At 58.2% G+C, this 26,221-nt stretch carries 28 protein-coding genes; 22 read left to right on the top strand and 6 right to left on the bottom strand.

Annotated elements, in window-relative coordinates; genetic code table 11:
• Nucleotides 1–196: 196 nt before the first annotated feature.
• A complete protein-coding gene (locus HQL76_15695; protein ID MBF0110612.1) occupies nucleotides 197–2,857 on the bottom strand; it encodes a hypothetical protein in 2,661 nt (886 codons plus the stop codon).
• A gap of 93 nt (nucleotides 2,858–2,950) precedes the next feature.
• The gene (locus HQL76_15690; GenBank protein MBF0110611.1) at nucleotides 2,951–3,445 is read right to left on the bottom strand and encodes a chemotaxis protein CheX; all 495 of its coding nucleotides are present in this window, start codon (nucleotides 3,443–3,445) and stop codon (nucleotides 2,951–2,953) included.
• Between the two features lie 485 nt (nucleotides 3,446–3,930).
• Here HQL76_15690 and HQL76_15685 point away from each other — a divergent pair, with 485 nt between their 5' ends.
• The 3 genes from HQL76_15685 to HQL76_15675 all read left to right on the top strand — a co-directional run bounded on the left by HQL76_15685 (nucleotide 3,931) and on the right by HQL76_15675 (nucleotide 5,442).
• Complete coding sequence (locus tag HQL76_15685; protein MBF0110610.1) at nucleotides 3,931–4,167, top strand: ribbon-helix-helix protein, CopG family; 237 nt, start codon at nucleotides 3,931–3,933, stop codon at nucleotides 4,165–4,167.
• Entirely contained in the window at nucleotides 4,145–4,414 is a 270-nt protein-coding gene (locus HQL76_15680) for a type II toxin-antitoxin system RelE/ParE family toxin (GenBank protein MBF0110609.1), read from the top strand. The genes HQL76_15685 and HQL76_15680 overlap by 23 nt, the downstream gene beginning before the upstream one ends.
• Before the next feature lie 158 nt (nucleotides 4,415–4,572).
• Nucleotides 4,573–5,442: a histidinol-phosphatase gene (locus HQL76_15675; GenBank protein MBF0110608.1), complete on the top strand. Its 870-nt coding sequence runs from the start codon at nucleotides 4,573–4,575 to the stop codon at nucleotides 5,440–5,442.
• 65 nt (nucleotides 5,443–5,507) lie between these two features.
• On the opposite strand, the gene HQL76_15670 is transcribed toward HQL76_15675, so the two are convergent.
• On the bottom strand, nucleotides 5,508–6,779 hold the full coding sequence (locus HQL76_15670; GenBank protein ID MBF0110607.1) for a hypothetical protein: 1,272 nt from the start codon (nucleotides 6,777–6,779) through the stop codon (nucleotides 5,508–5,510).
• A gap of 485 nt (nucleotides 6,780–7,264) precedes the next feature.
• Between HQL76_15670 and HQL76_15665 the strand changes: the two genes are divergently transcribed.
• The 15 genes from HQL76_15665 (at nucleotide 7,265) to HQL76_15595 (ending at nucleotide 17,486) form a co-directional block, all read left to right on the top strand.
• Nucleotides 7,265–7,900 carry a ribonuclease D gene (locus HQL76_15665; GenBank protein ID MBF0110606.1) on the top strand — a complete coding sequence of 212 codons (636 nt, stop codon included), beginning with the start codon at nucleotides 7,265–7,267 and terminating at the stop codon, nucleotides 7,898–7,900.
• A 31-nt stretch (nucleotides 7,901–7,931) separates the two neighbouring features.
• Complete coding sequence (locus HQL76_15660) at nucleotides 7,932–8,660, top strand: SDR family oxidoreductase (GenBank protein ID MBF0110605.1); 729 nt, start codon at nucleotides 7,932–7,934, stop codon at nucleotides 8,658–8,660.
• Between the two features lie 30 nt (nucleotides 8,661–8,690).
• Nucleotides 8,691–9,062 (top strand): dihydroneopterin aldolase, encoded by a 372-nt coding sequence (folB, locus tag HQL76_15655; protein MBF0110604.1) that lies wholly within the window; start codon nucleotides 8,691–8,693, stop codon nucleotides 9,060–9,062.
• Entirely contained in the window at nucleotides 9,041–9,610 is a 570-nt protein-coding gene (folK, locus tag HQL76_15650) for a 2-amino-4-hydroxy-6-hydroxymethyldihydropteridine diphosphokinase (GenBank protein ID MBF0110603.1), read from the top strand. The genes folB and folK overlap by 22 nt, the downstream gene beginning before the upstream one ends.
• Nucleotides 9,611–9,760: 150 nt before the next feature.
• Nucleotides 9,761–10,651, top strand: a complete 891-nt coding sequence (locus tag HQL76_15645; GenBank protein ID MBF0110602.1) for a 4-hydroxy-tetrahydrodipicolinate synthase — start codon at nucleotides 9,761–9,763, stop codon at nucleotides 10,649–10,651.
• Nucleotides 10,652–10,814: 163 nt separating this feature from the next.
• A complete protein-coding gene (locus HQL76_15640; GenBank protein MBF0110601.1) occupies nucleotides 10,815–11,222 on the top strand; it encodes a c-type cytochrome in 408 nt (135 codons plus the stop codon).
• 139 nt (nucleotides 11,223–11,361) lie between these two features.
• The gene (locus HQL76_15635; GenBank protein ID MBF0110600.1) at nucleotides 11,362–11,865 is read left to right on the top strand and encodes a hypothetical protein; all 504 of its coding nucleotides are present in this window, start codon (nucleotides 11,362–11,364) and stop codon (nucleotides 11,863–11,865) included.
• 60 nt (nucleotides 11,866–11,925) lie between these two features.
• The gene (gene smpB, locus HQL76_15630; GenBank protein ID MBF0110599.1) at nucleotides 11,926–12,378 is read left to right on the top strand and encodes an SsrA-binding protein SmpB; all 453 of its coding nucleotides are present in this window, start codon (nucleotides 11,926–11,928) and stop codon (nucleotides 12,376–12,378) included.
• Nucleotides 12,379–12,510: 132 nt separating this feature from the next.
• Entirely contained in the window at nucleotides 12,511–13,032 is a 522-nt protein-coding gene (locus HQL76_15625) for a CvpA family protein (GenBank protein MBF0110598.1), read from the top strand.
• A 39-nt stretch (nucleotides 13,033–13,071) separates the two neighbouring features.
• Nucleotides 13,072–13,374: a nucleotidyltransferase family protein gene (locus HQL76_15620; GenBank protein ID MBF0110597.1), complete on the top strand. Its 303-nt coding sequence runs from the start codon at nucleotides 13,072–13,074 to the stop codon at nucleotides 13,372–13,374.
• Nucleotides 13,364–13,696: a DUF86 domain-containing protein gene (locus HQL76_15615; protein MBF0110596.1), complete on the top strand. Its 333-nt coding sequence runs from the start codon at nucleotides 13,364–13,366 to the stop codon at nucleotides 13,694–13,696. Before HQL76_15620 ends, HQL76_15615 begins: the two co-directional genes overlap by 11 nt.
• Nucleotides 13,697–13,794: 98 nt before the next feature.
• Nucleotides 13,795–15,228, top strand: coding sequence for an amidophosphoribosyltransferase (locus tag HQL76_15610; GenBank protein MBF0110595.1), 1,434 nt, complete (start codon nucleotides 13,795–13,797; stop codon nucleotides 15,226–15,228).
• A 132-nt stretch (nucleotides 15,229–15,360) separates the two neighbouring features.
• Nucleotides 15,361–15,900: a response regulator gene (locus HQL76_15605; GenBank protein ID MBF0110594.1), complete on the top strand. Its 540-nt coding sequence runs from the start codon at nucleotides 15,361–15,363 to the stop codon at nucleotides 15,898–15,900.
• Between the two features lie 37 nt (nucleotides 15,901–15,937).
• Nucleotides 15,938–16,624, top strand: coding sequence for a response regulator (locus HQL76_15600; protein MBF0110593.1), 687 nt, complete (start codon nucleotides 15,938–15,940; stop codon nucleotides 16,622–16,624).
• Nucleotides 16,617–17,486 (top strand): diguanylate cyclase, encoded by an 870-nt coding sequence (locus HQL76_15595; protein MBF0110592.1) that lies wholly within the window; start codon nucleotides 16,617–16,619, stop codon nucleotides 17,484–17,486. Before HQL76_15600 ends, HQL76_15595 begins: the two co-directional genes overlap by 8 nt.
• 210 nt (nucleotides 17,487–17,696) lie before the next feature.
• Here HQL76_15595 and HQL76_15590 read toward each other — a convergent pair whose 3' ends face one another.
• The 3 genes from HQL76_15590 to HQL76_15580 all read right to left on the bottom strand — a co-directional run bounded on the left by HQL76_15590 (nucleotide 17,697) and on the right by HQL76_15580 (nucleotide 21,430).
• The gene (locus HQL76_15590; protein ID MBF0110591.1) at nucleotides 17,697–19,988 is read right to left on the bottom strand and encodes a PAS domain S-box protein; all 2,292 of its coding nucleotides are present in this window, start codon (nucleotides 19,986–19,988) and stop codon (nucleotides 17,697–17,699) included.
• A complete protein-coding gene (locus HQL76_15585; GenBank protein MBF0110590.1) occupies nucleotides 19,985–20,926 on the bottom strand; it encodes a phosphate/phosphite/phosphonate ABC transporter substrate-binding protein in 942 nt (313 codons plus the stop codon). Before HQL76_15585 ends, HQL76_15590 begins: the two co-directional genes overlap by 4 nt.
• Before the next feature lie 246 nt (nucleotides 20,927–21,172).
• Entirely contained in the window at nucleotides 21,173–21,430 is a 258-nt protein-coding gene (locus HQL76_15580) for a DUF1640 domain-containing protein (protein MBF0110589.1), read from the bottom strand.
• Between the two features lie 211 nt (nucleotides 21,431–21,641).
• On the opposite strand from HQL76_15580, the gene HQL76_15575 reads away from it, so the two are divergent.
• From HQL76_15575 to HQL76_15560, 4 genes are read left to right on the top strand one after another with little or no spacing between them, the layout of a single operon-like run.
• Nucleotides 21,642–22,847: a type II secretion system F family protein gene (locus HQL76_15575; protein MBF0110588.1), complete on the top strand. Its 1,206-nt coding sequence runs from the start codon at nucleotides 21,642–21,644 to the stop codon at nucleotides 22,845–22,847.
• Nucleotides 22,847–24,490: a hypothetical protein gene (locus HQL76_15570; protein ID MBF0110587.1), complete on the top strand. Its 1,644-nt coding sequence runs from the start codon at nucleotides 22,847–22,849 to the stop codon at nucleotides 24,488–24,490. Before HQL76_15575 ends, HQL76_15570 begins: the two co-directional genes overlap by 1 nt.
• The gene (locus HQL76_15565; GenBank protein ID MBF0110586.1) at nucleotides 24,480–25,100 is read left to right on the top strand and encodes a hypothetical protein; all 621 of its coding nucleotides are present in this window, start codon (nucleotides 24,480–24,482) and stop codon (nucleotides 25,098–25,100) included. Before HQL76_15570 ends, HQL76_15565 begins: the two co-directional genes overlap by 11 nt.
• Entirely contained in the window at nucleotides 25,100–25,831 is a 732-nt protein-coding gene (locus HQL76_15560) for a hypothetical protein (protein MBF0110585.1), read from the top strand. Before HQL76_15565 ends, HQL76_15560 begins: the two co-directional genes overlap by 1 nt.
• The last annotated feature ends 390 nt before the right edge of the window (nucleotides 25,832–26,221 follow it).

Genomic DNA, 26,221 nt, shown 5'->3' with positions numbered 1-26,221 from the left:
GCCGACCGGTTGCAGCAGGGTTCGCAGGGTTTCGCCAATCAGGGCGTGCCAGGCGGTCTTCATCGGCGCATCGCAGTTATCGTCGGGATTCATGCATGGAATTGTCCCGCAAACACGCGCCAACGTCCAGAGAAATAGAGCCTGGCCGCACGATGATCCGGTAGCCATGCGCAGGGGGGGCTGAACGGTTATCGAATCATGTTTTGAACCGTGAGAACATCACATCCAGTTCCCTGGCCATTTCCGATAGTTCCCTGGATTGTCGGGAGACGTGGACCGTCAGGTCGGCGATGTCATGGACCGTCCGATCGACCTCGGCCATCTGGTTGGCGATATTGATGGAGGATTGGGCCGTTTCGCCGACACTGATGAAAATATCCCAGGTGCCGGAGGTGGTCTTTTGGATCAACGGCGCCATGCGGGCGACGCTGGAAGAAATATCGACGACGTTTTTGGCGACCTCGGCGATGGCCAGGGAAATTTCATCGACGCTGCGGGTGACATCGTTGACACTCTCGGTCGAGGCATTCATCCGGGCGGTGACCTGGGCCATGTCGCCGGCCAGGACGGTCATCGAACCATCGATTTCGGCGATGGCGCTTCCTTGATGTTCCACGGCGGTCATGATGCCGGTATTGGCCTGATTGATCCGATCGATGATGCGCGAAATTTCTCCTTCCGCCTTGACGACCTGGGCGGAGCGCTGTCCTATTTCCTCGATGACCGTGGCGATGCTCTGGGTGGAGGAGAAGGTCTGCTGCGCCAGTTCCTTGATTTCATAGGCGACGACCGCAAAACCCTTGCCGGCGGGGCCGGCGCTTGCCGCCTCGATGGTGGCATTCAGGGCCAGCATGTTCGTCCGATCGGCGATTTCATCGATCACCCCCAGGACCGACCGGATTTCCTCGACCGCCCGGGCCATGTTTTCGATCGCTTCCGTCCCCTGCTCCGTCTTGCTCCGTCCCAGGGCCGCCTCCTTGATGGCCTCGGTGCATTGTCGGCGCACCATCATCGAGGTGTTGTGGATCGCTTGAATGCTTGTGGCGGCGGCATGAATGTTCCGGTCCGCTTCCTGGATGGACTGGCCGACATCGTTGATGCGCAGGGTCGCCTGTTTGGTCGCCGTGGCGACATCCTTGAGATTGACGCTCGCCTCCTCCGAGGAGGCGGCGATGGCAGTCATGGTGTCCGACATGGTGGTCATCTCGTTGACCATGGCGCGCATCTTGTCGTCCATGACATCCGTGAGCGAGGCGGCGGCATTCATGTGGCCGCAGACGCCGTCGGTCAATTCCTTGACCGAACCCGAGGTGGCCCCGGCCGAGACGGCGTCGTGGGACAGGCGTTCGGCAATCTGAATCAACTCCCGCGACGATCGTTCCAGGTGGGTCCCCTTGCGCGAAATCGTGCCGATCATCTCTCGCAGCGTCGCTCGCATCCGGACGAAGGCAAAGGAAAGAAAGCCAAATTCCTGAAAACGGGTTTGCAGTTCACGGGATTCCTTGAGGTCCAGACGGATCAGGTTCTTGATGTCCTGGATGACATGATTGATCGGACGGTACAGGGAATGGGCGAGCCAGTGGCCCGCCAGGGCCAGAAGCACCAGTCCGGGAATGATCGATACCAGGCTCCAGAACAACAGCTCTTGCGCGGCACCATTGAAATCCTTTTCGGGGGCGACGATCCCCAGGGTCCAGTCGAGTCCGTAGTTGTAGCCAAGACGCGAAAAGTGGACCAGATGCCGTTCTCCGTCAACCGAAAAATGGTGAATCTTCCCCAACGCTTCCAGTGGCGTCTCTTTGCCGCCGGTGGCGCCAAGGTTGGCATGGAGGCGCCAGGCGGCGGCGATGGCCTCGTCCGAGGCGAGGGCCAGCGGTCTTTGTTGCGGTTTTTCGGCGGATCCGGATGACGGTTTCGTCAGAACATCCTCATAATTCGGCAAGGCCACCGCCCGTCCTTCGGAATCGAAAATGAAGGCGCGACCGTTGGGCGTCAGGCGCAACTCGCGCAGGAAACCGGAAAGATCCTTGAGGATGATGTCGATGGCGGTGACCCCCGCGAAGGTGGCATCGGCGCCGAGGCGCATCGATACCGTGATGCCGATCTGTGAATCGACATGATTCTGGAAGCGTTCCTCCCAGACGTAGGCGTTGGTCCAGAACGGTTTCGCGGTCGTTTTCGCCCCTTGATACCAGGGGCGTTCCCTTGGATCGTAGACCCAGGTGGGATCGGACATTTCGAAAACCATGGGACCGGGAACGTCACTCCGGAACCATTGGGTCCGCGTCACCGGGGCGATCAGATTGGCGATCCGGTCCATGGGGGGCGCGATCGATTCGAGAAGGTTTTTCGCTTCGGACAACCGTTGCCGGCTTTCGGCGGTATCCGACAACCGCTCGATGGTGCGTACCCTCCTGGAACCATCCCGCTCCAGCCGTTTCAGCCAGTGGTGGCCCCGCTCATCCCCAAGATAGATCAGTCGAAAATAGGAAAACCGGTTCATTTCCTCCGTGGTTACCGCATTGAAATGGTCGAGAAAATCCTCTTCACGGCGCAATCCGGAAAACAGGGCGGCGTTGATGGCGGCGATGGCAGTCGCGTTGTCCAGAAGGTTGCGTGTCCGGTCGAACACCCTGTGGCTGGCATCTTCCAGGCTGGCATGCGACCAATCATCGAGAAAACTCAATGAAAGAAAACACATCACCAGAAGAATCGACAATGCCGGAACCGTGATCATCAACGGTACCAGAAGCGGCATGAGGGTGCGCAGGCGAATGTAGCGTTCTTTGGGAAAATCGTGAAAAGGGGTTGGCTGTGTCGATTGTAGTGGCGGGGTTGCGACGGAGGATTGGTTCATCTTCACGCACTGTTTCAGGAATGGGGCGGATGGGTGGGACAATCGCGAAGGGGATGGCTGTCGCGCGGATCGACCTGTACCATCGGCACATGTTCAATCGTCGGGAATGTAAAAACATTCGAGGAAAAACAACCCCCCAGCGAACTTGAAATAATGCCGCACGCTTGAAAAATCCTTCTTGTAGGTCATTCCATGATGGATGCCCGAAAACACCATCGGCGGGGTCAGGACGATTTCATCGAACCCATGTTGATCCATCAGACGGCTTTGCACCCCCCCCGCCACCATATTGGCCAGCTCGCCGAAGGCATCGCGGGCGGTGTCATCCATCGTTTCGAGTTCCATTCCGGCGAAGGCGCCTGAAAGGGTGCAGGCAACATGAACGGGCGACGCCAGGTGAATCCCACCCTTGATCCCTCCGCCATAACCGACCACCGCGAGGATTTCCGTGTCGGGTGGGACATACGGCTGTCCCCTGGGCTTGATCCGGACCGGACCGGGTTGGGCATCCATGGAGAGATAGGCGCGGAATACCTCCTGAACCGATATGCGGATGTCGTGGGCCAGAAGTTCATCCAATGTGTTCATGTCCCTTTTTCCCTCATCCTCCAAAAGCCGCGGCCTGGGGCGGGAGGGGCCTGACCTGGAAGTGGCTGTGATTCCCTGGAAACGATCCATGTCGATCTTCTCTCCTGGGCGAGGTCCGCGCATGACGGAATGATCTTGGATGACGACGGAAATCAGCCCTTCGGATGCAGGCGATTCTCCGTGATCGTTTCCTCAAAGTCGAAGCAGGCATGATACACGAACATTGATTAACATGGTAGACAAAAATGAATGGTCACTGCCCAGGCAGGTCATCCGCAAACAAAGGCTTGACAGGGAAATCAAAATCGTGGTTCAAGGTTTCCCATGGACAAGAATTCATTAATTATTTGACTTTTTGAAGAGAACAAAGCGTTCGCCGCTGAAAACGCGGTGCGAAAGAGACCTCTGCGCGACAAGCGGCAGTGGTCGATGTTTCTGTTCGGGAACGATCCGAACAAGTTCCGGATTGGCAGGAGAAAACACCCATGGAAACGATTTCGATTCAACTCCCCGATGACGTGTTGGCACGATTGCGCGAGCTTACGCGGGCGACCGGGCAGGACGGGAATTCCTGCCTGGTCGAGGCTATTCGGGATTATCTTGACGACCTTGAAGATTTGCATGATGCGCAACAACGCATGATCGAAATCCGCGCAGGCCGGAGCAAGACGACCCCCCTTGAAGAGGTGATGAAACGTTATGGCCTGGAAAGTGGAACTTGATGCTGCCGTGGAACGGAAACTGGACAAGCTTGATCCACGGATATCGCGAAGAATCCTGTCATTCTTGTACGGTCGAGTGTCCACCCTGGACGACCCGCGCAGTATCGGCGAGGCCCTCAAGGGTTCCAGGCTGGGCGATTTTTGGAAATATCGTGTCGGCGACTATCGGGTCATTTGCAACATCGAGGATGATGTTTTGCGCATCCTCGTCGTGAAAGTCGGCAACCGGCGTGAGGTGTATCGGTGATCTCGCCAGTCGATGAGGCAAACGGATTCCTTTGATCTGGTCACGTTTTGGCCCGGTCGAATGGTAAACATGGCGGTACGCCTTGGAATTTTGCAAGAAGGCTCTATAACGAGGTGTTCGGTCAACAATAGACACCACCAACAATCGGCGGAGGGATCATGAAAGGGATCGGCTCGGGGGATGAAGGGGGGAAAGGGGACTACCCGGAGCCGCTTTGGCGGGCGGTCAATTTGCATACCCATACCTGGCGCTGCCAGCACGCCCGGGGCGATGTGGCAGAGTACGTCCTTCAGGCCCGGGAGCGGGGTTTGCGGGTGTTGGGGATGTCGGACCACACTCCCATGCCCGATGGCCGCTGGGGATCGATTCGGATGGCGCTGGAGGACCTGGACGGGTATGACCGGGCGGTGGAGGCGGCGCGCTCGGGAGGGGGGACGTTGCGTGTCCTCAAGGGGATGGAATGCGAGTTTGTCCCGGAATTCACGTCGTTTTACCGGGAAACGCTGCTTGGCGAACGAAAATTCGATTATCTGGCGGGCGGGATCCACCTGTTCCTGCTCGATGGCGAATGGGTGTATGTCTCCAGCGGGGTTCGGGACGCCAGGGGATTGCGTGCCTATACCGATTTTTTCATCGAGGCCATGCGTTCGGGATTATATGCCTTCATGGCCCACCCTGATCTGTTCGCCAGTGCGTGGCAATCGTGGGATCGTGAGGCCGCCGCGTGTACCCGGGCCATGCTCGAAGCGGCTGCGGATCTGGGGGTTCCCCTGGAGATCAATGCCAACGGCCTGCGCCAATGGCCGATACGCGATGGGGCGACGACGCGACAACCCTACCCATGGTCACCCTTCTGGGAGATGGCGGCGGGGTATCGGATCAAGGCCCTGGTCAGTGCCGATGCCCACCGGCCCGAGGAAATTCATGACGCCGCAACCTGCCGCGCCTTCACCCTGGCCGAAGAATGGCTCGACCCGTCGGTTTCCTTCTCCTGGCTTGATTCGTTCGCTGATTCCCGGGGAGCGTGATCGGGAAGCGCAACGTGGAATCGTGCATTCCGCAACCGTTTGCAGGTATCCCTCGGGAAAGAAGATCATTTTTTTTTGGCATCGTCGGTGTTTTCTTCCTTGCCCAGTTCCTTGGCCAGTTTTTCCCGGGCCGAGACCTTGGTGGCACTGGGGTCCTCGCCGAGGACCTCCTTGAGAATCTGGTTGTAACGCCCGCGGGCCTCCTTGGTGGCGGCGCTGGCCTCGTCCTGGAACTTGGACAGTTTGAAGAACGATCCACCCAGAAGGCGCAGCGCCTTCAAGCCACCCAGTTTGCTGTTCAACCCGACGGCGACGATCTTCTGTCCCGTGGGATGGCCGGAAAGACGGGGAAAGGCTTTTTCCATTTCCGCGCCGTCACCCAGTTCGACGATCCCCATGGCGAGAATCTTGCCGGCGAGGGAATCCCCCTTGACGAAACGGGCCGCCTTGGCCAGCAATTTGGTGCGCCCTCTTTCGATCAGGCTGCGAAAGACGAGCCGTGTCACGATGATCTCACCGGCGGCGGTTCCATCGGAAATGTATTTCTCCAGGAGGGTGACCAGCGAGTTCAGGTCTGCCTGCCGGGTCAGTTCGACCGCCAGGATGGCGGAGGCCTTGGGATTGTCCTTGCTGGAGGTCAGGGCGCGGACCAGCGGTTCGATGGCGACCTCCTTGCGGTTGACGAGGCCGGTGGCGAGGATGACGGTCCCTGGGGATTTGGCGTTCAATAGATTGAGCGCCTCCAGGATCTGTTCCATGGTCCCCTTGCCGATCACCTCCATGGCCCAGATGATTTCCGCCTCGGGTTGATCGCTCGGGGCAGTGGCGATGGCGCGGATGATATGGTTGATCGTCCCCTGCTCGGCGATCCCCTTGGCCAGCAGTTTGATGGCGGAGGGGCTGATTTCCGCATGTCTCAGGGCATCGATCAGGGGGTTGACCCCCTTGCGCGCGGTGATCCCCTGAACCAGGGAATCGACCAGTTCCCGATCGCCGGGAACCTTGCTCATCGCTTCCACCAAATGAAATGCCTTGACCTCCTTGTGCTGGATGATGGCGGCGACAAGGGTGCGGCAGTCGGCGGGATTGTCCTTCACGTCGCCCAGGGCGGCGATCATTTTCTTCAGGTTGCCTTCCGCCAGGACGCTCGGGACATCGACATGGACCTTTTCGTCCTTGTGTTTCTTCTTGTCCGAATCGGCTACCTCATCCGCCTTGGCGGCGAAACGGGAGTCGAGATTTTCCAGGGCGTGGGATTTGGCATCTCCAAGATTTTCCTGGAGGGTGGCCCTGATCTTGGCCAATTGTTCCGCCGTGTAAAGATCGCGTTCCGCCATGACGAACCCTTTCTTGCCGCATCGCCTCGAACCGGGTTTTCTTCAGGGTGTCCGCCCGAAGAGTGTCGCGGCGAGGAATAATGAACGTTTCTTCAATCGTTGAAAACCGACTGTACCCTGCCAGGAACATTCCGCCATCCGTCAGTTGTGTCATGGTTTGGATCGCGGGCGTTCGGAGCCGACCTTTTCAAATGCCCCCGAAACCCTTTATAGTGCCAACGGATGTCCTTCATCGGGTTTTGGTCTTGAACGATGGCCCGGTCTGGTTGATCTTATCGGTCGTTCTCGCTTCGAGATGAAGCCATACCCCGGCAGTATGCCAGAAAAGGGGATCGATACCAAGTCATGTGATGGCGCCCATGGCCTGGGCTTGACTGTCGCGCACCGTGGATCGGCGGGGCCGGTGGAGACGATGACCGTTGTGGACGCATTTTTTGTCACGATACGTCACTTCGATCGAATCGATTGAAAAAGGGGGTGATTTGATGGCCAATGTTCCGGGTTCCTTGACGGTGTTTCTCGATGATCTGGATGAAGGACGACGGCAACGGTATCTGGAGAGCCGTTATCTGGCCGTCGATACCGAAACCCTGGGACTGCTTACCCGCAGGGATCGACTGTGCGTCGTCCAGATGTGCAATGAAGAGGGGTTGATTTCCGTCGTCCAGACCAGAAACCATGACGCACCGCGTCTCAAGGAGGTGCTCGAATCGTCCAGGGTCGAAAAAATTTTTCATTTCGCCCGGTTCGACATGGCGGCGCTGCTTCATTGGTTGGGGTGTCGCGTGACGCCGGTCTACTGCACCAAGATCGCCTCGAAACTGGCCCGGACCTATACCGGGAATCATGGTTTGAAACACCTGGTCCGGGAGCTTCTCGGGGTGGAGATGGACAAGGAGCAGCAGTCTTCCGATTGGGGGGCGGCGGTGTTGTCGCCGGAGCAATTGGCCTATACCGCGGGAGATGTCATCCACCTGGTGGCGATCCGGGAGCGCCTCGATGCCATCCTCGCCCGCGAGGGGCGGATGCATCTGGCGCGGGATGTGATGGCCGCCTTGCCGATGCGGGTCGATCTTGACCTGGCGGGGTGGGAAAATGAAGATATTTTTTCCCATTCCTGATTCTTGCCATCCTTTTGTCGGATGATCCGGGATGGAGCTTCACGGACAACTGGCCCTGGTGACGGGGGGGGGACGGCGGATTGGCGCGGCGTGTGTCCGGGCGCTGGGCGACGTTGGCGTCCGGGTGGCGGTTCATTGCCATCGTTCCACCGTCGCGGCCGAACGGTTGTGTCGCGAGCTTCGCGCCGAGGGAAAAGAGGCCTGGACGGTGGTGGCGGATCTGGAACAGGAGGCGGATGTCGAAGGGTTGATGCGACGGGTGACGGACCAGGGGGGGGGCGTGACTTTGCTGATCAACAATGCCGCCATCTTTGAACCTTCATCGGTGTCGGAAGTCTCTTGGGACAATTGGCGGCGGCATCTTGCCATCAACCTGACGGCGCCTTTTTTTCTCATGAGTCGGTTTGCCCGCCAGGTCCCCGAGGGGGGACAGGGAAAGGTGATCAACATCATCGATCAGAGGGTGTTGCATCCGGGTCCGGGGCATGTCTCCTACACCGTCGCCAAGAGTGCCCTTTGGACTTTGACCCGGATTGCCGCCCGGGAACTGGCGCCGCGCATTCAGGTCAATGCCATTGGTCCGGGGGTGATCCTGCCTGCGGCGGGTGATGATGTGGACGCCTTCCTGCGTCTGGCCCGATCGGTTCCCATGGGGCGTCCGGGAAGCCTTGCCGAACTGACCGAGGCGCTCTTGTTTTTCCTTGGTTGTGATTATGTGACCGGGCAAATGTTGTGTATCGATGGCGGCCAGCATCTATAGAAAACGAGGCACGAATTCAGGAGGATCGCCATGGACCGTATCGACATTCGTGATCTCCATCTGCGTTGCATCGTCGGCATTCGGGAGTGGGAACGCCGGACGCTTCAGGATGTGATGATTTCACTGACCCTGTTTACCGATCTCGCCCCCGCCGGAGCAAGCGATCGCATCGAAGAGACGGTCGATTACAAAACCTTGACCAAGGCGATCATCCGTCTGGTCGAGGATTCCTCCTTCCAACTGATCGAAACCCTGGCCGCGGCCATCGCCCGCCTTGCCCTTGGCGATGCGAGAATTTTTTCGGTCCGGGTGACGGTGGACAAACCGGGGGCGCTGCGCTTCGCCCGGAGTGTCGGCGTGACGATCGAACGTGACCGCTCATGGTTGGAACGCCAATCCTGATCGCCTTCGGCGCCAACATCGATCCGGTGGAAAATCTGCACCGGGGGTTGACGCTGCTGCATCGGATGATCGGGATCGCTGCGATCTCGACCGTGTGGCGAACTCCACCCCTGCCCGATCCCGAATTTCCCGGTCGGGATGGCGAGGGGGCGGACTATCGCAATGGGGTTGCCTTGCTTGGCCCTGGAGGGCGGTCTTTTCGTCCTCTTGAACTCAGGACGATCCTGCGCGACATCGAAGATCGGTGTGGCCGGCGACGTGGTCCCCGGCGCCATGCCCCGCGGACACTGGATCTGGATATCGTGATGATGGGTTCCCTCGTTTTCGCCGAGGATGGGTTGGTCCTTCCCGATCCGGAACTGACATCGCGACCGTTCCTTGTTCTTCCCTGCGCCCAATTGGCCCCGGAGGCGCGCCATCCTCTGCTGTCCGCCACCATGGCGACATTGGCCGAACGGTGCTCCAATGAAACGGCATGGATGACCCCCGATCATGAGGCGACACGACGGCTCGCCCTCATCATGAAACGAATGGATGGCGTCCCTTGAGACCAGGATCCCTTTTGGGCTAACCTGCCGAATCGTGGGCTGGCGTTCGCGATCGGTTCGATCCCGGACTCGCTGGATTCCGCATTCAAGACGGTGCGTCTTGTCCATTTGCCGACCATCTTTCAGCCATCCTTGCAGGGATTTCCGACCATGTTCAAAGGGGTATACACCGCCCTGATCACCCCCTTCCGCAACGATGTCGTCGATTGGGAAGCCCTGGAGCGGCTGCTGGAGGATCAGGTGGCGTCGGGGATCGCGGGGGTCGTTCCCTGCGGCACGACCGGGGAATCGGCAACCCTGACGCATGAGGAACACCGCGGCGTCATCCGTTTTTGCGTCGAAAAAATCCGCAAAAGATGCCAGGTCATCGCCGGGACCGGTTCCAACGCCACCCGGGAATCGATCGATCTGACCCGTTTTGCCCGCGATGCCGGGGCCGATGGCGCACTCCTCATCACCCCCTACTACAACAAACCGGGCCAGGAAGGACTCTGGCGCCATTATACCGCAATCGCCGCGGCGATCGATCTACCCCTCATCCTCTACAATGTTCCGGGGCGGACGGCGGTGGACATGAGCGCCGATACCGTGGCGCGACTCTCCCGGGTCCAGGGGATCGTCGCCATCAAGGAGGCGACCGGAAACATGGAACGAGCCGCCGTTCTCCATCAATGCTGCGGTCCCGACTTTTCCCTGATTTCGGGGGATGACGCCACGTTTCTCCCATTTCTGGCGGTTGGCGGTCAGGGGGTGATTTCCGTGACCGCCAACATTGCGCCACGCCGGGTCAACGGTGTCTGGAACGCCTGGCAACAGGGGGACCCTGTTCTGGCACGCCAGCGCCACGAGAAACTTTTGGACCTCAATCGTTACCTATTCCTCGAAACCAATCCGATCCCCATCAAGGCCGCCGCCGCCATGCTGGGATGGTGCTCCGGGGAGATGCGACTGCCTTTGACCGAACTCGCCGCCGACCATCGACGGCGCCTCCGTGATACCTTGGAGACCCTGGGGATGTTCGATTCGAACGGCATGAACTAAAGACGGCGGTTCCCTGGTCGCTCGGACCGCGGGAGCGGCATGATCCAGGTCAAAGTATTGATTATGATCAATAAAGAATTCCTTGCCTCGGGCAATGAAACCATGTCTAATGATGCCTCTGTCCATACCACCCTTCCACTTCCCTTCTAATCAAGGTGAATCCATGAAAAAAATTGCACTTTCTTTGTCCGCGGCGCTTGTTGCGCTTTCTGTTGCCGGCGCTCCTGCATGGGCGGGCGATGCCGAGGCCGGCAAGAAACTGGCCGAGCAGAAATGTACGACCTGCCATGGTTTTGGCAAGGTGATTGCGAAAGCCGGCAAGATCGGTCCCTCCCTTGAGGCGGGTATCGCGGGCAAGCCCGCGGGCAAGGTTGCGGGGTTTGCCTATTCACCCGCCATGACCAAAATGTCGGGCGAAGGGTTGACCTGGACGGATGAAAACCTCGATAAATTTCTGACCTCGCCCAAGGGGTTCATTCAGGGAACCAAGATGATGTCGTTCCCCGGCCTGCCCAAGGATACCGAACGGGCGGATGTGATTGCCTTCCTGAAGACGCTTGCGACGCCCTGATTTGTCCCTGGTGTCTTCGGATTTTTTGTCGGGGCGGCCTTGGGCCGCCCTTTTTTTCAGGTGAAATCCGGCATCACGGTATCGGTCGCGGTTGGCATGCAGGTATCGGATCTCGTTGCGCTGATGGGAGGTCCCGAGGGTGGATGGCAACAAGGATTTTCTGGTGGTGGCGTTGACGGTCGCCGGCGTGGCATTGTTTGTCGGAGGATTTCATTTTTTTGGCGAGGACCTGGGGGTTCGCGGGCAACATTCCGAGGCCATGGCGGCGTTGACGCCCGTGGAGCAGGGAAAGCGATTGGCTCGTGGTTGTGTCCCGTGCCATGATCTGACCGACATGCGCCGTGCGGCCCGGGTTGGCCCTCCCTTGTGGGGCATTGTGGGGCAAAAGGCTGCCGCGGTTGTGGGATACCCCTATTCCCGCGCCCTCCTTCGGGCGGGACAGGATGGCATACGCTGGGATGAATCTTCGCTCGACCGGTATCTGGCCAACCCCAAGGAATTCATCCCCGGAAACAAGATGGCCTTTGCCGGACTGCAGGAGCCAGACCAGAGGATGGCACTGATCGCGTTTCTGAAAACATTGCAGGACGGACGCTCTGGTGGGGTGGTCCCCCTGATCGATCAGGCCATTCGTTTTCCCTGAACAAAGATGGCCCAATCCTGGGCGCGGGGGCGGATCTTTTTCCAAAAAAGTGGAATCGTCATGTCCATCAAAATCATCAGCGACAATCGCAAAGCCCGTTTCAATTATGAAATCCTTGAAAAACTGGAGGTGGGGGTGGTCTTGACCGGAACGGAGGTCAAATCTCTGCGAGCGGGGCGGATCAACATGGGTGATTCCTACGCCACCGTCATGCGGGAGGAACTGTTCTGGCTCCGGGCCGACATCCCCGTCTACAGCCACGGCAACCAGTTCAATCATGAACCGATGCGCCTGCGCAAACTCCTGGTCCACAAAAAAGAACTCGCCCGTTTCGTCGGTCTCGTCCAGGAAAAGGGTTTGACCCTGATTCCCCTCAAGGTCTATTGGAAGGAGGGGCGGGTCAAATTGGAGTTGGGGGTGGGACGCGGCAAAAAATTGTATGACAAACGCAAGACGATCAAGGAGCGGGATTGGAATCGTGACAAAAGCCGCATCCTCAAGGGGGGGGAATAGGACGAAATTCACGCTTTTCTTTTGTTCCGTGGCGGTTCTCTGTCCCCAAGGTCTGTTGCATGCCGTCATGAAATGTTTTAAATAGATGAGCGTCGCGAACGAGGAGGTCATGTCGTTTCCAAAACATGGTGAATGGCGCTTGTGAATGGAATGGATGTTTTTCTTCTGGGGATGGTCGTGGCCTCCGCCTTGTGGGCGATGCGGCGCGGGTGGGTGCGGGAGGTGATCGCCCTGGCGGGATGGATCGTGGCGATCATTCTTCCTGGCATGGTTTCGGAGCCGTTGGTTTCCTGGATTGCGTCCAGGGGATGGCCTTTTTCTTTGGGAGACCATCTGGTGCCGATGCTGGTCTTCACAATGGTCCTGATCCTCTTTGCGGTTGCCGGACGGGTGGCGCGGCGTTGGCACGTCCTTGGGGCATTTTCGCCCTGGGACCGGGTCGTGGGGCTGGGGTTGGGGATGGTCCGGGGTGGTTTGATCGTTCTCGTGGCCATCGTCCTGCACGAGTCCATGGGGGCGCCGGCGTCCCGGTGGACCGGGGATTCGTGGGTCGTCGCCCAGGGGCGGGCAGGGATCGTACACATGGTTCGGAGTCTGCCCGAAGACTGGGCCGTCGGAGTTCATTGGCGTCGGATGGGGTTGGACGACCTTTAGACCGGGAATCGATGGTTCGCGCTTCGGAACGGAATGGACATGGGACGAGGATTTCAACTCCCGGAAGCGGTGCTGGCGGACTACTGCCGACGCCATGGCATTCGAAGGCTTTCGCTGTTCGGGTCGGTTCTGGCGGGAACGGACGGGCCGGAAAGCGATCTGGATCTGCTGGTGGAGTTCGTGCCGGAACAGACGCCGGGCCTGCTGGAGCTGGCCGCCATGGAGGAGGAACTTTCCCGCCTGATGGAGGGGCGCCCCGTGGATTTGCGAACCCCCCGCGATCTCAGCCGCCATTTCCGGGAACAGGTATTGGCCTCGGCCCATGTGTTTTATGGGGCCTGAGGATCGTCTTCGGGTGCGCCATGTGCTGGATGCGGCCAGCGAAGCCGTGCGTTTTTGCGCGGGGCGAACCCAGTTGGATATAGAAACCGATCGGATGCTGCTGCTCGCGGTGGTGCGCTGCATTGAAATCATTGGCGAAGCCGCCGGCGAGGTGTCGCTTGAGTTTCGCGCCGTGACCCCGGAGATTCCCTGGCGCAATATGGTGGCCATGCGCAATCGGCTGATCCACGGATATTTCGATGTCGATCCCGTCATCGTCTGGAAAACCGTGACGGTGGAACTCCCCGGCCTGATCCGCCGACTCGGAATTTTGATGGAATGAGCTTATGGAAGGAGGATTTTGTCCATGAGCAAAGTCTTTTCGTTATTGGCCCATGGATGCCGGAAAAGGTTGCAGTCCGGTGTCGCGGCCTTTTCTGGATGACGCCCTTGATCAATGTCGATGAGGACCGGTTCAAAGAAGAGTGTGGTGTTTTCGGGGTGTTCGATCATCCCGAGGCGGCCAATCTGGTCTACCTGGGATTGTACGCCTTGCAACATCGTGGCCAGGAATCGGCGGGCATCGTTTCGGTGACGGACCGGATTCTCCATACCAGCCGTGGTCGCGGTCTGGTGGCGGATGTCTTCAAGGAGAGCGACCTGGCGCGATTGAAGGGGCGTCAGTCCATCGGCCATGTCCGTTATTCCACCTCCGGTGGCAGTTGCAGTTCGCGCAACCAGCAACCTTTGGTGGTCGATACCTACCAGGGGGGAATCGCCGTCGCCCACAACGGCAATCTCGTGGATGCGGTGGAACGGCGCAAGGCGCTGGAAAAACGGGGATCGATCTTTCAATCGACCATGGATACCGAGGTGATCGTTCACCTGGCCGCCCTGTCGCGCAAGGCGGAATTCCATGACCGGCTGGTGGAGGCGCTGACCCAGGTTCAGGGGGCCTATGCCCTGTTGGCCATGGATGCGCAATGTATCATCGGCGTTCGCGATCCCTATGGGCTGCGTCCTTTGGTCCTGGGGAGCGTCGGGGAGAACGGCTGGGTACTCTCTTCGGAAACCTGCGCCCTGGACCTGATCGAGGCCCGATTTGTCCGCGACATCGAACCGGGGGAGATGTTGGTAATCACCCGCGAGGGGGTGCGTTCGCTGTTTCCGTTCCCGCCACGCAAGCGCCATTTTTGCATCTTCGAATATATTTATTTCGCCCGCCCCGACTCGACCCTGGACGGGGTGAACATTTACGATTCGCGCAAAAAAATCGGCGCCTGCCTCGCCAAGGAAAATCCGGTGGAGGCCGATGTCGTGGTCCCCGTTCCCGACTCGGGGGTCCCCTCCGCCCTGGGATATGCCCAGGAAACGGGACTTCCCTTTGAACTGGGGATCATCCGCAATCATTATGTCGGTCGCACTTTCATCGAACCGCAGCAGCAGATTCGACATTTCGGGGTCAAGATCAAGCTCAACGCCAATCGGGAACTGTTGAAGGACAAACGGGTGATCCTGGTGGACGATTCCATCGTCCGCGGGACGACGAGCAAGAAGATCGTCAACATGGTTCGGGCCGCGGGGGCGCGTGAAGTCCACATGCGCATTTCTTCGCCGCCGACGATCTATCCCTGTTATTATGGCATTGATACCCCGACCCGGGACGAACTGTTGGCCGCCCGGCAAACCCTGGAGGAAATGCGTCGTTTCATCGCCGCCGATTCATTGGCCTTCATTTCCCTGGAGGGGCTGTATCGGGCGGTTGGCGGGAAGGGACGGGGTTATTGTGATGCCTGTTTTTCGGGGGCCTATCCGATTCATTCTCCCGACTCGTACAAGGATATGCAATTGAGCCTGCTGGATGGCTTGGAGTAGCCAACGATCATTGATGCGCGGGACCGACGACGGTTTTCGAATCATGCGGCTTTGGGTGATTTGATTGCGAGTTTTCCCCTGGGCATGTTACCTTGTTGGTGTCAATCTCCTTGTCGAGGGTGGAGAACGGACATGACGGGAATCTTGATCGTCGATGACAACGAGGAAGAGGTGCGTCAGCCTCTCGTTCGATGGCTGGGACGGATTTTCGGGGCCGACAGGATTGTCGAGGCGGCCAATGGTCGGGAAGCCCTTGAGGCGTTGCAGGCGGATGGGGATTCCATTGGTGTGGTTGTGCTCGACATCATGATGCCGGTCCTGGATGGAATCGACACCTGCAGGGAAATCCGTGCCAATGCTGCTTTCGAGGGGCTTTACATTGTGATGTTGACCGGGCGTGATGGCGGTTTGCCCGAAGGGCTCAAGGTCGGGGCCGACGTCTACCTGCGAAAGCCGTGTGCCATCGAAGAGTTGGTCGCGGTGGTGGGGCGGGGATTGCAACACTATGAACGGCATCGCCTCCTTCAGGAAGAAAAAGTCCTTCTCGGGAATCGACTGCACCGGGTCGAGGCGGAAAACGATCGTTTGCAGGCGGATGCGATCCCCGTTGTATTGCCGGTCGATTCCGATTCGCGGGGTGGTTGGACCGATCTGGTGGATGGGGTGCCATGATCCACAGTGGGGTGCGTGCGGCAGGGAGAGTTGATTCATGAACGACAAGGAACACGGCAACAGCAGGGAATCGGCCAAGTCCCGGGATGCCGGCGAAGGCAACAAGGGGTCGAAGACCGTCGAAGGTACAAGGGAAGGGCGGATTCTTCTTGTCGATGACAAGGTGGAGGAAGAACTTTCTTCGGTGGTGCGGGCCCTGACCCGTCTGGGATACGAGGTCCATACCTGCGACAAGGCGGTCAATGCCTTTTCCATCCTCAAGGAAGTTCCCATCGATGTGGTCATCACCGACTATAACATGCCTTTCGTCGATGGCATGGAACTGTTCCACAAGATTCGCGCCAAGTTTCCCGAGATGCCGGTGATCATGATCACCGGCGTCGGTTCCACCGATGTGGCGGTGGAATTCATGAAGTCCCGGGGGACCGATTTTCTCTCCAAACCGGTCAACCTGAACGAACTTGATCACAAGATTCGACGTGCCGTGGGTATTTCCATGAATGTGGAACTGGCCCATCTGCGCAAGATGCTCGAAGTGGTCAAGGGGCATCTCAATCTGGCCTCCGCCAACAGCCGGACCATTTATTCCGCCGCCGACCGCGTTACTGGCAACGATGCCGCGGTGCGGGAGATTCATGCCGCTGCCCGGAATCTGGGACAGAATCTGATCGCCGCCATCAAGGCCATCGAGGCCCAGGAGACAAACGACAAGAGCGATGGGTAAAATTCTGATCATCGATGACGAGGAAGATCAAATCCTGTACCCTTTGCTGCGGCAATTGGGGCGGGTGTTCGGCAGCGACAATGTCCAGGGGACCAATCGGGCGGCATCCGCGATCGAATGGATCGAGCGGGAGACCTTCGATGTCGTTGTGACCGATGTCATGATGCCGGAGATGGATGGTTTTTCCTTTTGTCGGGCATTTCGTTCCAATCCGCTCAATATGGGTTATGTCATCGTCCTGACGGGACGGGATGGGGGCATTGCCGAGGGATTGCGTGCCGGGGCCGATGTCTACTTTCGCAAACCCTATGAAATCGAGGATCTGGTGGCCCAGATCGAGAAAGGGTTGGAGGTAACGCGCAACCGGGTCGAGGCGGTTCAGGATATTTTGACGGGTCTTTATCTGCGGCGTATTTTCGATGCGGTGTTTGCACTCGAATCGGCCAAACTTGATCGAAATCCGTTGCCTTTGTCGGTCATCCTGTTCGACATCGACCATTTCAAACAGATCAATGATCGCTTTGGTCATCCGGCAGGGGATGTGGTTCTCCGGGAGGCGGCGGGTCTTCTCAAGAGTTGCAGTCGTCGCAGTGATCTTTTCGTCCGTTTTGGTGGCGAGGAGTTTTTGTTGTTGCTTCCCGGGGCAGTGGCGGAAAAGGCATTGGAGATTGCGGGACGGTTGCATCGGGCCATGGAAGTTCACCCGTTTGCCGGGGTGGGACGGGTCACGGCCAGTTTCGGGGTGGCCACGACCTGTCGCCATCCGCGGCACCTGATTGCCAGGGCCGATCGGGCCCTGTATGCGGCCAAGGAGGGGGGGCGAAACCGCATTGTGATGGCCGATGGAGAACCTGATGGATAACTGTTGAGACCCCTCCCTTTAAAATTATTGAAAGAAAAAAGGGGTCTGGGGGATTGCCCCCAGGGTTTTGCTTTTGACTTTGTTTTTGACTTTGTTTTTCACGCGCTATTTCACACTGAAATGGCGCGTGAAAAACAAAGTCAAAACCCTGGGGGCAATCCCCCAGACCCCTTTTTTCTTTCAATAATTGAACCCGGAAGGTACTGTGTATCAATTGCCTTCCGGCTCCAATGGGATGATGATTTGAAATCTGGTCCCCTTCCCCAGGGCGCTTTGGCATGAAATCCAACCGCGAAGAATCTGAACGACAAGATTGAACACAATGTGCATTCCCAAGCCACTGCCGCCATGGTTGCGGCGGGTGGTGAAAAACGGCTCGAACACCCGGCGCCGCACCTCTTCGGTCATGCCGTGGCCATCGTCTTTGTAGATGAGGGAGAGTTGGGTTTCATCGATCATGGCGCATTCTATGTAAACGCGACCGTGATCCTCGGGAGCGAAACCGTGAAGCAGGGAATTCTTCAGCAAATGAAGAATGATCTGAGAAAAGACACCGGGGAAACTGTCTATTTCGAGGGTGTCCTCGCAGTGAACCTCGATGACCAGTTTGGTATCCTTGAATTCATGATACAGTGAGAGGACAGCGGATTCCATGACCTCGCGCATCCGGAAGGCGCGTTTGGTTTCGTTGGACGGATCGACCGCGACTGCCTTGAAACTGCGTACCAGCTCGGCTGTTCGTTCAAGATTTTCTTGCATGAGGCGGATGAGTCGTTTGGAGGAGGTGAGATGAAGACGCAACTCTTCTTCACTGATCCCTTCCGAGTCCAGTGTGGTTTCGAAGGTGTGGATCCGATCGGCCAGTTCGGATGAACTGGTGACGCAGATGCCCACCGGAGTGTTGATTTCGTGGGCCACACCCCGCACCAGAGTCCCAAGTCCCGCCATTTTTTCCGATTGAATCAGGTTTTCGATCAGTCTTTTTTCTTCGGTGAGGTCGGCAAACGTACTGACGGCGCCGTGACGGTCTTCCAACATCATTTCATTGACCGCCACGCGCACCGGAAACGTGGAACCATCCTTGTGTACGGCCTCGGATTCGAAAGAATCAGCCCTGTCCACAGCCAATAGATCGCTGTGAAGATCGTGAATGAATTTTGGGGCATGACGTTTATGGTAGGCGTGATTGATGAGGATGGTTACCGGTTGACCGACGATCTCCTCGGAGGCATAACCGAAGAGTCGGCATGATTCGGGATTGAAGACGCGGATAATCCCCTGGTTGTCGGAAACGACGATGCCAAACGGGGCCTTGCCGATGATTTCATGAAGTTGCAGTTTCAACCTGTTTTCTTCGGTGACATCGCGTACCAGTGCCGCCGATCCGATGATCCGGTCGTCCTCGCGAAAGGTCGAGGCATGAAAGAGCAACTCCCGACCTTTGTAATGCACGATACACGGATTGTTTTCGTCCGGTTTTTCCAGACAGCGTCGAACGATGTCCGGGTTATCGACCAGGTTGAGAATCCCTTCTCTCTCGATTTGATCCCGATTCTTCCGCAACAGGAATTCGAGCGCCGGATTGACCATGATGACGGCCCCATGGGCGTCGGTTACCACGATTCCTTCACGGATACTGGAGAGAACGGTGTGCAGCTTGTTGCGTTCCCGTTGCAGAATGTCGTAGCTGATGCGAAGTCTGTGACTGGTTTCATCGGCCTGGAGTCTGGCCTCCTCCAGACGCTGATGCATCTGGATCAGGGTGTTTTCCTTGGCCGAGAGGGCGTCGAGCATGCGGTTGAAGCCGCGGGCCAGATATCCCAGTTCGTCGGTTCGATCGTCCGGGGCCCTCAGGTCGCGGCGTCCTTGCCGGGTCGCGTCGGCGATGTTCAGGAGCTGGTAGAGTCTTCCGGTCAGCCTTCGCGCCATCAGGAGCGCGAACACCGTTCCGATCAGAATGGCGATGACCGTATAGATCATTCCCTTCCGGGTGACGAGGGCAAGATTTTTCAGGCTTTCATCTTGTCCGAGACCGACGCGGGCCCAGGCGACGGTCCGGTCCTTGAGGACGATGGGCGCCGCGACATCGATCAAATGATGATCCGATACCAGAACCGTCGGTTGGGTTGGACCGCGCAACAGGCTCAGGCTGATGTCGTCCACGACGAATTTCCCGGTCAGGGCGTGTTGATTGTGACCCAGAACCTTTCCTTGCGGGGAGAGCACCATGGCATAGCGCAATTCCGGATCGTTGACCATGGAACGCAGAATCTCTTCCAGGCCGACCACATCGTTGGCCAAAACCCAGGAAACGCTGCTGGATGCCAGGGTTTGGCTCAAGCTCATGGCCTGTTTTTCACCATGCAGGCGCAAAAACGTCTGCTGCCGTTCCACCAGATCGAAAACGAACACAGTCATCAAAACGGCATGAACCAGGGCGATTCCCAGGACCAGTTGCCGGCGGATGGAGGTGGTCGGCAAGCGACGAAGCAGACGGATCATGGTGGTTCCTGGATGGGGCGCACTTCCTTTTCGAAACGGGAAAGGAAGGTTTTGACCGGTTCATAGGTGGCATCGGTGGCTTTTTCGAAGCGGCTGAGTTCCATGGCGGCCAGGATCGTCTGCCCCTCGGGGTGGGTATGCAGGGAAAAGAGGAGGGATGCGATGGCCGCGACATGTTCTTCCGGGATGTTGCGGCGAACGACGAGACCATTGTTGACCAGGGGGTCGGTCTGCCATCGGATTTCCATTTGTTCCGCCAGTTCGGGACGTTCCTTGCTGAAAGCGCGCCAGGGGGGCGGCCAGGTCGAGGCGGCGACCGTGGTCCCGAGGAATGCGTTCATGATGGAGGATTCCTGGCTGCCGACGTAACGGTTGTCGATGTCCTTGGCAATGTTCAAACCATGGGTGTGGAGAAACCATTGCGGCATCATCGTGGCCGCAAGCGCCGTCGGGGCGGGGTAACTGACCGCCTTGCCCTTGAGATCGCTGACCTCGTGGATGCCACTGTCACGGCGAACCAGGATGATGCCACGAAAATTGTGATCGTCTCCCATTTTCCCGAACACACGGTAGTCGTGCTTCAGCGCGTTGATGACCTGATAGGGATTGGGAAGGGCGAAGTGGAAGGCGCCGGCGTAAAGTTTTTCTTCATAGGCGGCATAGTTGCGGGAGGCCTCCAGCTTCAGGCGAACCGTGCCCAGATGGTGGTTGACATGATCGACCAGGGGTTGATAGACCGCAAAGAGTCGCTCCGGGTTGTGCAGGGGATGAACACCGAATACATAGACCTGCTCTTCGAAGGCGGGGCGATCGGAAAATTGGGGTTGGTAGGCGGATCCTTCGTCTTCATGACATCCGGCGAGGAACAGCAACGGTATGAGGAGCCATCGCCAATGGCCACGAAGGGCAGCCTTCCTTCGCGGGATGGGACGGCGCATCCGAATGAACAGTCGTTTTGGACTGGGGCGAATCCGGAAAGAAAACATGTTCATCTTCCAGGAATAGAATAAAAATAATGCCGAAACAGGGGCATTCGGAAGGGAGACCGTTCTCTTTTCTATCCGTTTTTGCTGCACTGCACAAGGAGGATTCATCCTTAAGGAAGTCATCGGCCTTTGATTGCCACAAACGGAAAAATGCCGCGGAGGTTTCTTGCAAAAAAGGCGGGGCGAAATGAAAACGCTCTATCCGATCAATAACGTCTTCAGGGCGGGCAACACCGTGGCAGCCACAACCAGGGCCAGCATCCAGCGGTTGAGCTTGATTTCAGACATGATTTCCAGTCGGAGTTTACGAAGATCGCCTTTGGTGGCCAACTCGTCCATGTTGGACTTTTGTACCTCCTGGATGGCAGCGGCCATACCCTTGGCCTGCGGTTCGTCAAACCCTGACGCTTTGAGTGTTTCAACAAATTTGAGTGTATCAAAAGTGATTGTGGTCATGATCGACTTTCCAGGCTCGGGTTGATGACGACCACAGCATACCACAAAACCAGGCTGCCGTGGAAAAATATTTGTTCTAATTACGGGGACGTCACACTGTTTTTTTTGAGAAATTGTTCTTGCAAAGGGGTTTGCCTTACCATCCTTGCAAATCGACGACGATGTGAAAAAATGGGGTCATTCCCTGCCACCCGCACTTGAGGAGACGACCATGCCCGGATATCGATTCAAGGCCATGAATGCCCGGGGACGGGTGGTTCGAAGCCGGATGGAGGCTGGCAATGTGGACGACCTGGAGCACCGATTGTCGCGGATTGGGCTTGACCTGATCGGGTTTACGGAATTGTCGGGGACGACGGTGGTGGGGGGACGGGGGCGGATCTCCCGTCAGGAGATGATCACGTTCTGTTTTCATCTGGAACAGGTGATGGGGGCGGGGGTGCCCCTGATCGAGGGTCTCGGGGACCTGCGCGATTCGAGCGACAATCCGGCGGTGCAGGGGATGCTCGCGGGCCTCGTCGAGGATGTGGCGGCGGGGTCGCGGTTGTCCGAGAGCATGCGCCGTTTTGGCCGGGTGTTCGACGAGGTGTTCATCGCCTTGATCCAGGCGGGGGAACGGACGGGCAATCTTCAGGAAATCTTCGCCAATCTTGCCGAAACCCTCAAATGGCAGGACGAACTGGCGGCCAGGACAAAAAAAATGTTGATGTATCCGCTGTTCGTCCTGGTCATTGTCACCGGGGTGTTTGGGTTCATGATGACCTTTCTGGTACCGCGGCTGGTCTCGTTCATCAAGATGATGGGGATGGATTTGCCGTTCCATACCCGATTGCTTATCGAAACCTCCGATCTGATCGTCACGCGGTGGCCGTTTCTCATCGGGGTGCCGATGGGTCTGGCGGTAGCGATTTTTTTTCTGATCCGGGTCAGCCCCATGATGGCCTATGCCCTGGACTGGCTCAAACTGCGGTTCTGGTTGTTGGGGCCGATCACGAAGAAAATCATCATGGCGCGGTTTGCCGGGGTCTTTGCGATGATGTACGCGGCGGGGATTACGGTGTTGGAATGCCTGGCGATCAGCGAAAGGGTGGTGGGCAACCGGGTGGTGGGCCAGGTCCTGGCCGAGGTGGGGCAGCGGATCGGTCAGGGGGAGACCATCGCTTCCAGTTTCAGGCGATCCTTGATCTTTCCCCCCCTGGTGTTGCGGATGATCGCCGTGGGCGAGGCGACCGGAGGGTTGGACAAAAGCCTGAAAAATGTCCGCTATTTCTATGACCGCGAGGTCAAGGATGGGGTGGAACGGCTCCAGGGGATGATCGAACCGGTATTGACCCTCGTCCTCGGGGGCCTGATGGCCTGGATCATTCTGTCGGTCCTGGGGCCGATTTATGACATCATGGGCCGGGTTGGACGATAATGTTCGAGAAAAACCTTCTGTTTCTGACCCGGGACCTCCTGACGGTCTATCCGTGGAAACGGGGCGAGGTTTCGGGAGCGCCGCGTCGTTTTCCGGCGACGATCGAGGGGCGGGCCGCTTTGGTCGCGGCATTGGCGGAGCGGCGTGGGATTCCGTCGTATCTCCTGGTGGATCTGGTGGAGGAGGAGTTCATGACCGAAACCCAGCCGCATGTCCTGGGACCCGATCGACGGTCGCTGGTGGCGCGACGGCTGCAAAAGGCTTTTCCCAACACCCCGTTTCGCCACCTGCGTATTCAGGAACGGGAAAAGGGGAAGGGACGCCGGGACGATCGGACGCTTCTGTCGGGGATTACCGATCCCGATCTGGTGCTGCCATGGGTGCGGGCGCTCGGGGAGCGGCGTTTGCCTCTGGCGGGAATTCATTCCCTGCCCATGGTGGGGCGAAGGTTGCTGACCGCTCTTGGCGCGACATCCAAAGCCACCTTGATGGTCAGTTGGCAAAGCACCAGCGGATTGAGATTTTCATTCTACTCCGGAAATCATCTCCGGATGAGCCGCATGGCGCCGGTTCCGGCGCCGGACCCTGAAAATTATGCCCGATCCTTCATCGCCGAACTGGAGCGGACCAGGGGGTATCTCCAGTCGCTGCGCCTGGTCCCCAGGGAATGTCCCATCCGGGTGGTCCTGATCACCAGTTCCGAAATGCTCGATCATGTCCGTCCCCTGTGTCCCGAGGGGGCGGGGATGACCTTCGACATGCGCCGGGTGCGGGATGTGGCGCGTCTTCTGGGCATCGGACGACCGATCACCACTCCCTTTTCCGATTCCCTTTTCATCCAGATTCTCGGTCGCCGCCGTCCGGAAAATCATTACGCCGATGCCGGCATGACCATGGATTATCATACAGGGTTGGTGAAAAAGCTGTTGCATGCCGCAAGTGCCATTTTGTCCGTCACGGCGATTCTCGGGGGAGGGATGAATCTGTACCAGGGATTTTCCGATCGTGTCCTCGGGCGGGAGAAGGGGCTTCAGGTGCAAGCGATCGAAACACGATATCGTGCCGTGATCGGCAGTCGTTTGCCGGTCGGCATCGATCCGGCCACCATGCGGCGGGTCGTGCGCATGGTGGACCTGGTCGCGAAGACGGGGAAGGGGCCGTTCCGGGCGATGACCTCCTTGAGTCGTTGGTTGCTTCCCTTTTCGGCGTTACGTCTGGATGCCCTGACCTGGAAGGGGCCGCTGCATCCGGCGGTGACGGCGCTGCATGGTTCCCGGTCGGGGCCTCGGGGGGTGGGAGGGCCTGATGCCGGAAAACAGGGGACGCGGGCCGGGTCGGAACATGCCACGCCTGGGTCCTCTTTTTCTCCCGGGGATCATCTGGAACTCATGGAGTTCAAGGGGGAGATCGAAAAAATCGACGGCGATGTCGCCCTGGGACACGATCAGATTCGGCGTTTGATCGCGGCGATGAAGGGCGATCCGGAAGTCGTGCGGGTGGATTCGATCGAATTGCCGGGCGCCAGGGAACCGGTGACGGTGTTGTCGGGAGATCTGTCGGGTCCGGGAAAAGAGGAGGCGCGGGCGGTCTTTTTTACCCTTGGCGTTGTTTTTCGCCGGGAGGAGGCTGTCCATGAGGATTGACTGGAGGGCGATCCGGTTTTCCGTCCTGGGGACCCTGGGGGCGGCAATGCTGTGTCAGGCAAGCCTGTGGGGATCGGGATGGTTTTCGGAGACACAACTCAAGGAATTGCAGCGACAGGAACGAGCGCTTCGGGAAATGAACCATCGCCATGACAGCGCCGCGACGGAGGTCGCATCGATTGCCGCCGATCATCCCCGGTTCGAGGCCTACAAAAAGCAAGGGATCATCGGCGGCGAGGATCGCGCCGCCTGGGCCAGGGCTCTGGCGCATCAGGCCAGGGCGCGTCGGTTGATCCAATTGCGCTATTCCATCGCCCCGCCGATCCCCTTCTCCCTGCCGCGGTTTGGCAAACTTGTCGGAGCCGATCTTGTCGGCAGCGTCATGTCGCTCGACATGGGGTTGATTCATGAAGGCGAAATGATCGATCTGATTGCCGGACTCGATGACGAATCCCCAGGACTGTTCCATGTCAACGAATGCAGCCTGGAGCGAAAAAACAAGGGACAACCTTTGGACATGAATGGTCGGGTCGCCAATCTTTCCGCCCGTTGCCAACTGATCTGGTTTACGATCAAGGGGGCCTCCTCCGATTGGGGGGGAGGTTTCTGATGCGTGGGCCGGGGTGGGGTGTGTTGATCGTCGGGTGTGTGGCCGTTTTCCTTCCGTTGGTGTCCTTCGGTGACGGGACGATCCTGGGCGGGGAGGAGCGACGCGACCGGGAATCGGTTTCTCTGGGGCGGTTGTTTACGACCTCCCGGGAACGAATCTTCCTTGATCGTGCCCGACGCCGGGTTTTGGCGCTGGAGCGGGTGTCGGACGGCGCGTCGCGGCGGGAGGATCGATTACGGACGGAGCGGGTATCGGTGGAAGGGGTCTTGCTTCGTTCGGCGGGACCTCCGGCGGTTTGGATGAACGGCGTTTCGGCCATGGCGAACGCGGAACATGTTCCCGATGGAATTTTGCTTGAGGGGGAACATGTACCGCGGGGAGCGGTCGCGGTGCGGTTGCCGTATCGTGGACTCTGGATGACACTCTGGGCCGGACAACGTTACGAGGGGGGGCTGGGGCGGGTATTGGAAGGATTCGAAGTGGGACCGGCCATGGCGGAAAAGAATGGGTTGCCGCGTAAAGCGGGGGTGGGCGGCAGCCATGGCGAAGGTGGGGCTCGCGAGGCTGCCGGGGGGGGACAAAAAGAGCGGACGAGGGATACGAAGGCGTTCCGCGACGATGTCGATCGCCATGCCTTGGGCGCGGACGGGGCCGCATTGTCGGAAATGATGAAAGATCGCGCTCGTTTTCAGGACAACCTGGAAGGACTGCGGTCGATCCTGGGACGATGATTCCGCTTCATCACATTCAATGATCCCGAACCGGGTACCTGGGCAGTGACAAAAAATCAGTAACTGCCCAGGTACCCTCTGGGTTCAATTATTGAAAGAAAAAAGGAGTCTGGGGAGTTACAGTCAAGGACATCATTGGGAGCCAAACTTGACAAATTTCAGTGGACTGCAAGGCTGAAATCCTGGACAATCCCAGGTTAGCGGTACCTTGTCGGAAATTTCCAGAGAAATCCAGGTTGCCTTTCAGAACGTAGGACCAATAAGAGTGAAACAACGGCGGTTGATCAGCTTCGACTGGGCCTTGAAACGCCTTCTGCGCAGCAAGGCCAATTTTGAAATCCTGGAAGGGTTCCTCTCCGAACTTCTTCGCGAGGATGTGCGCATCGTTGA

The organism is Magnetococcales bacterium (assembly GCA_015228815.1).
In the GTDB taxonomy this organism is placed as follows: Bacteria; Pseudomonadota; Magnetococcia; order Magnetococcales; family UBA8363; genus UBA8363.
Note: the sequence above shows the minus strand (reverse complement) of the source record. Positions and strands in the feature narration are given on the sequence as shown.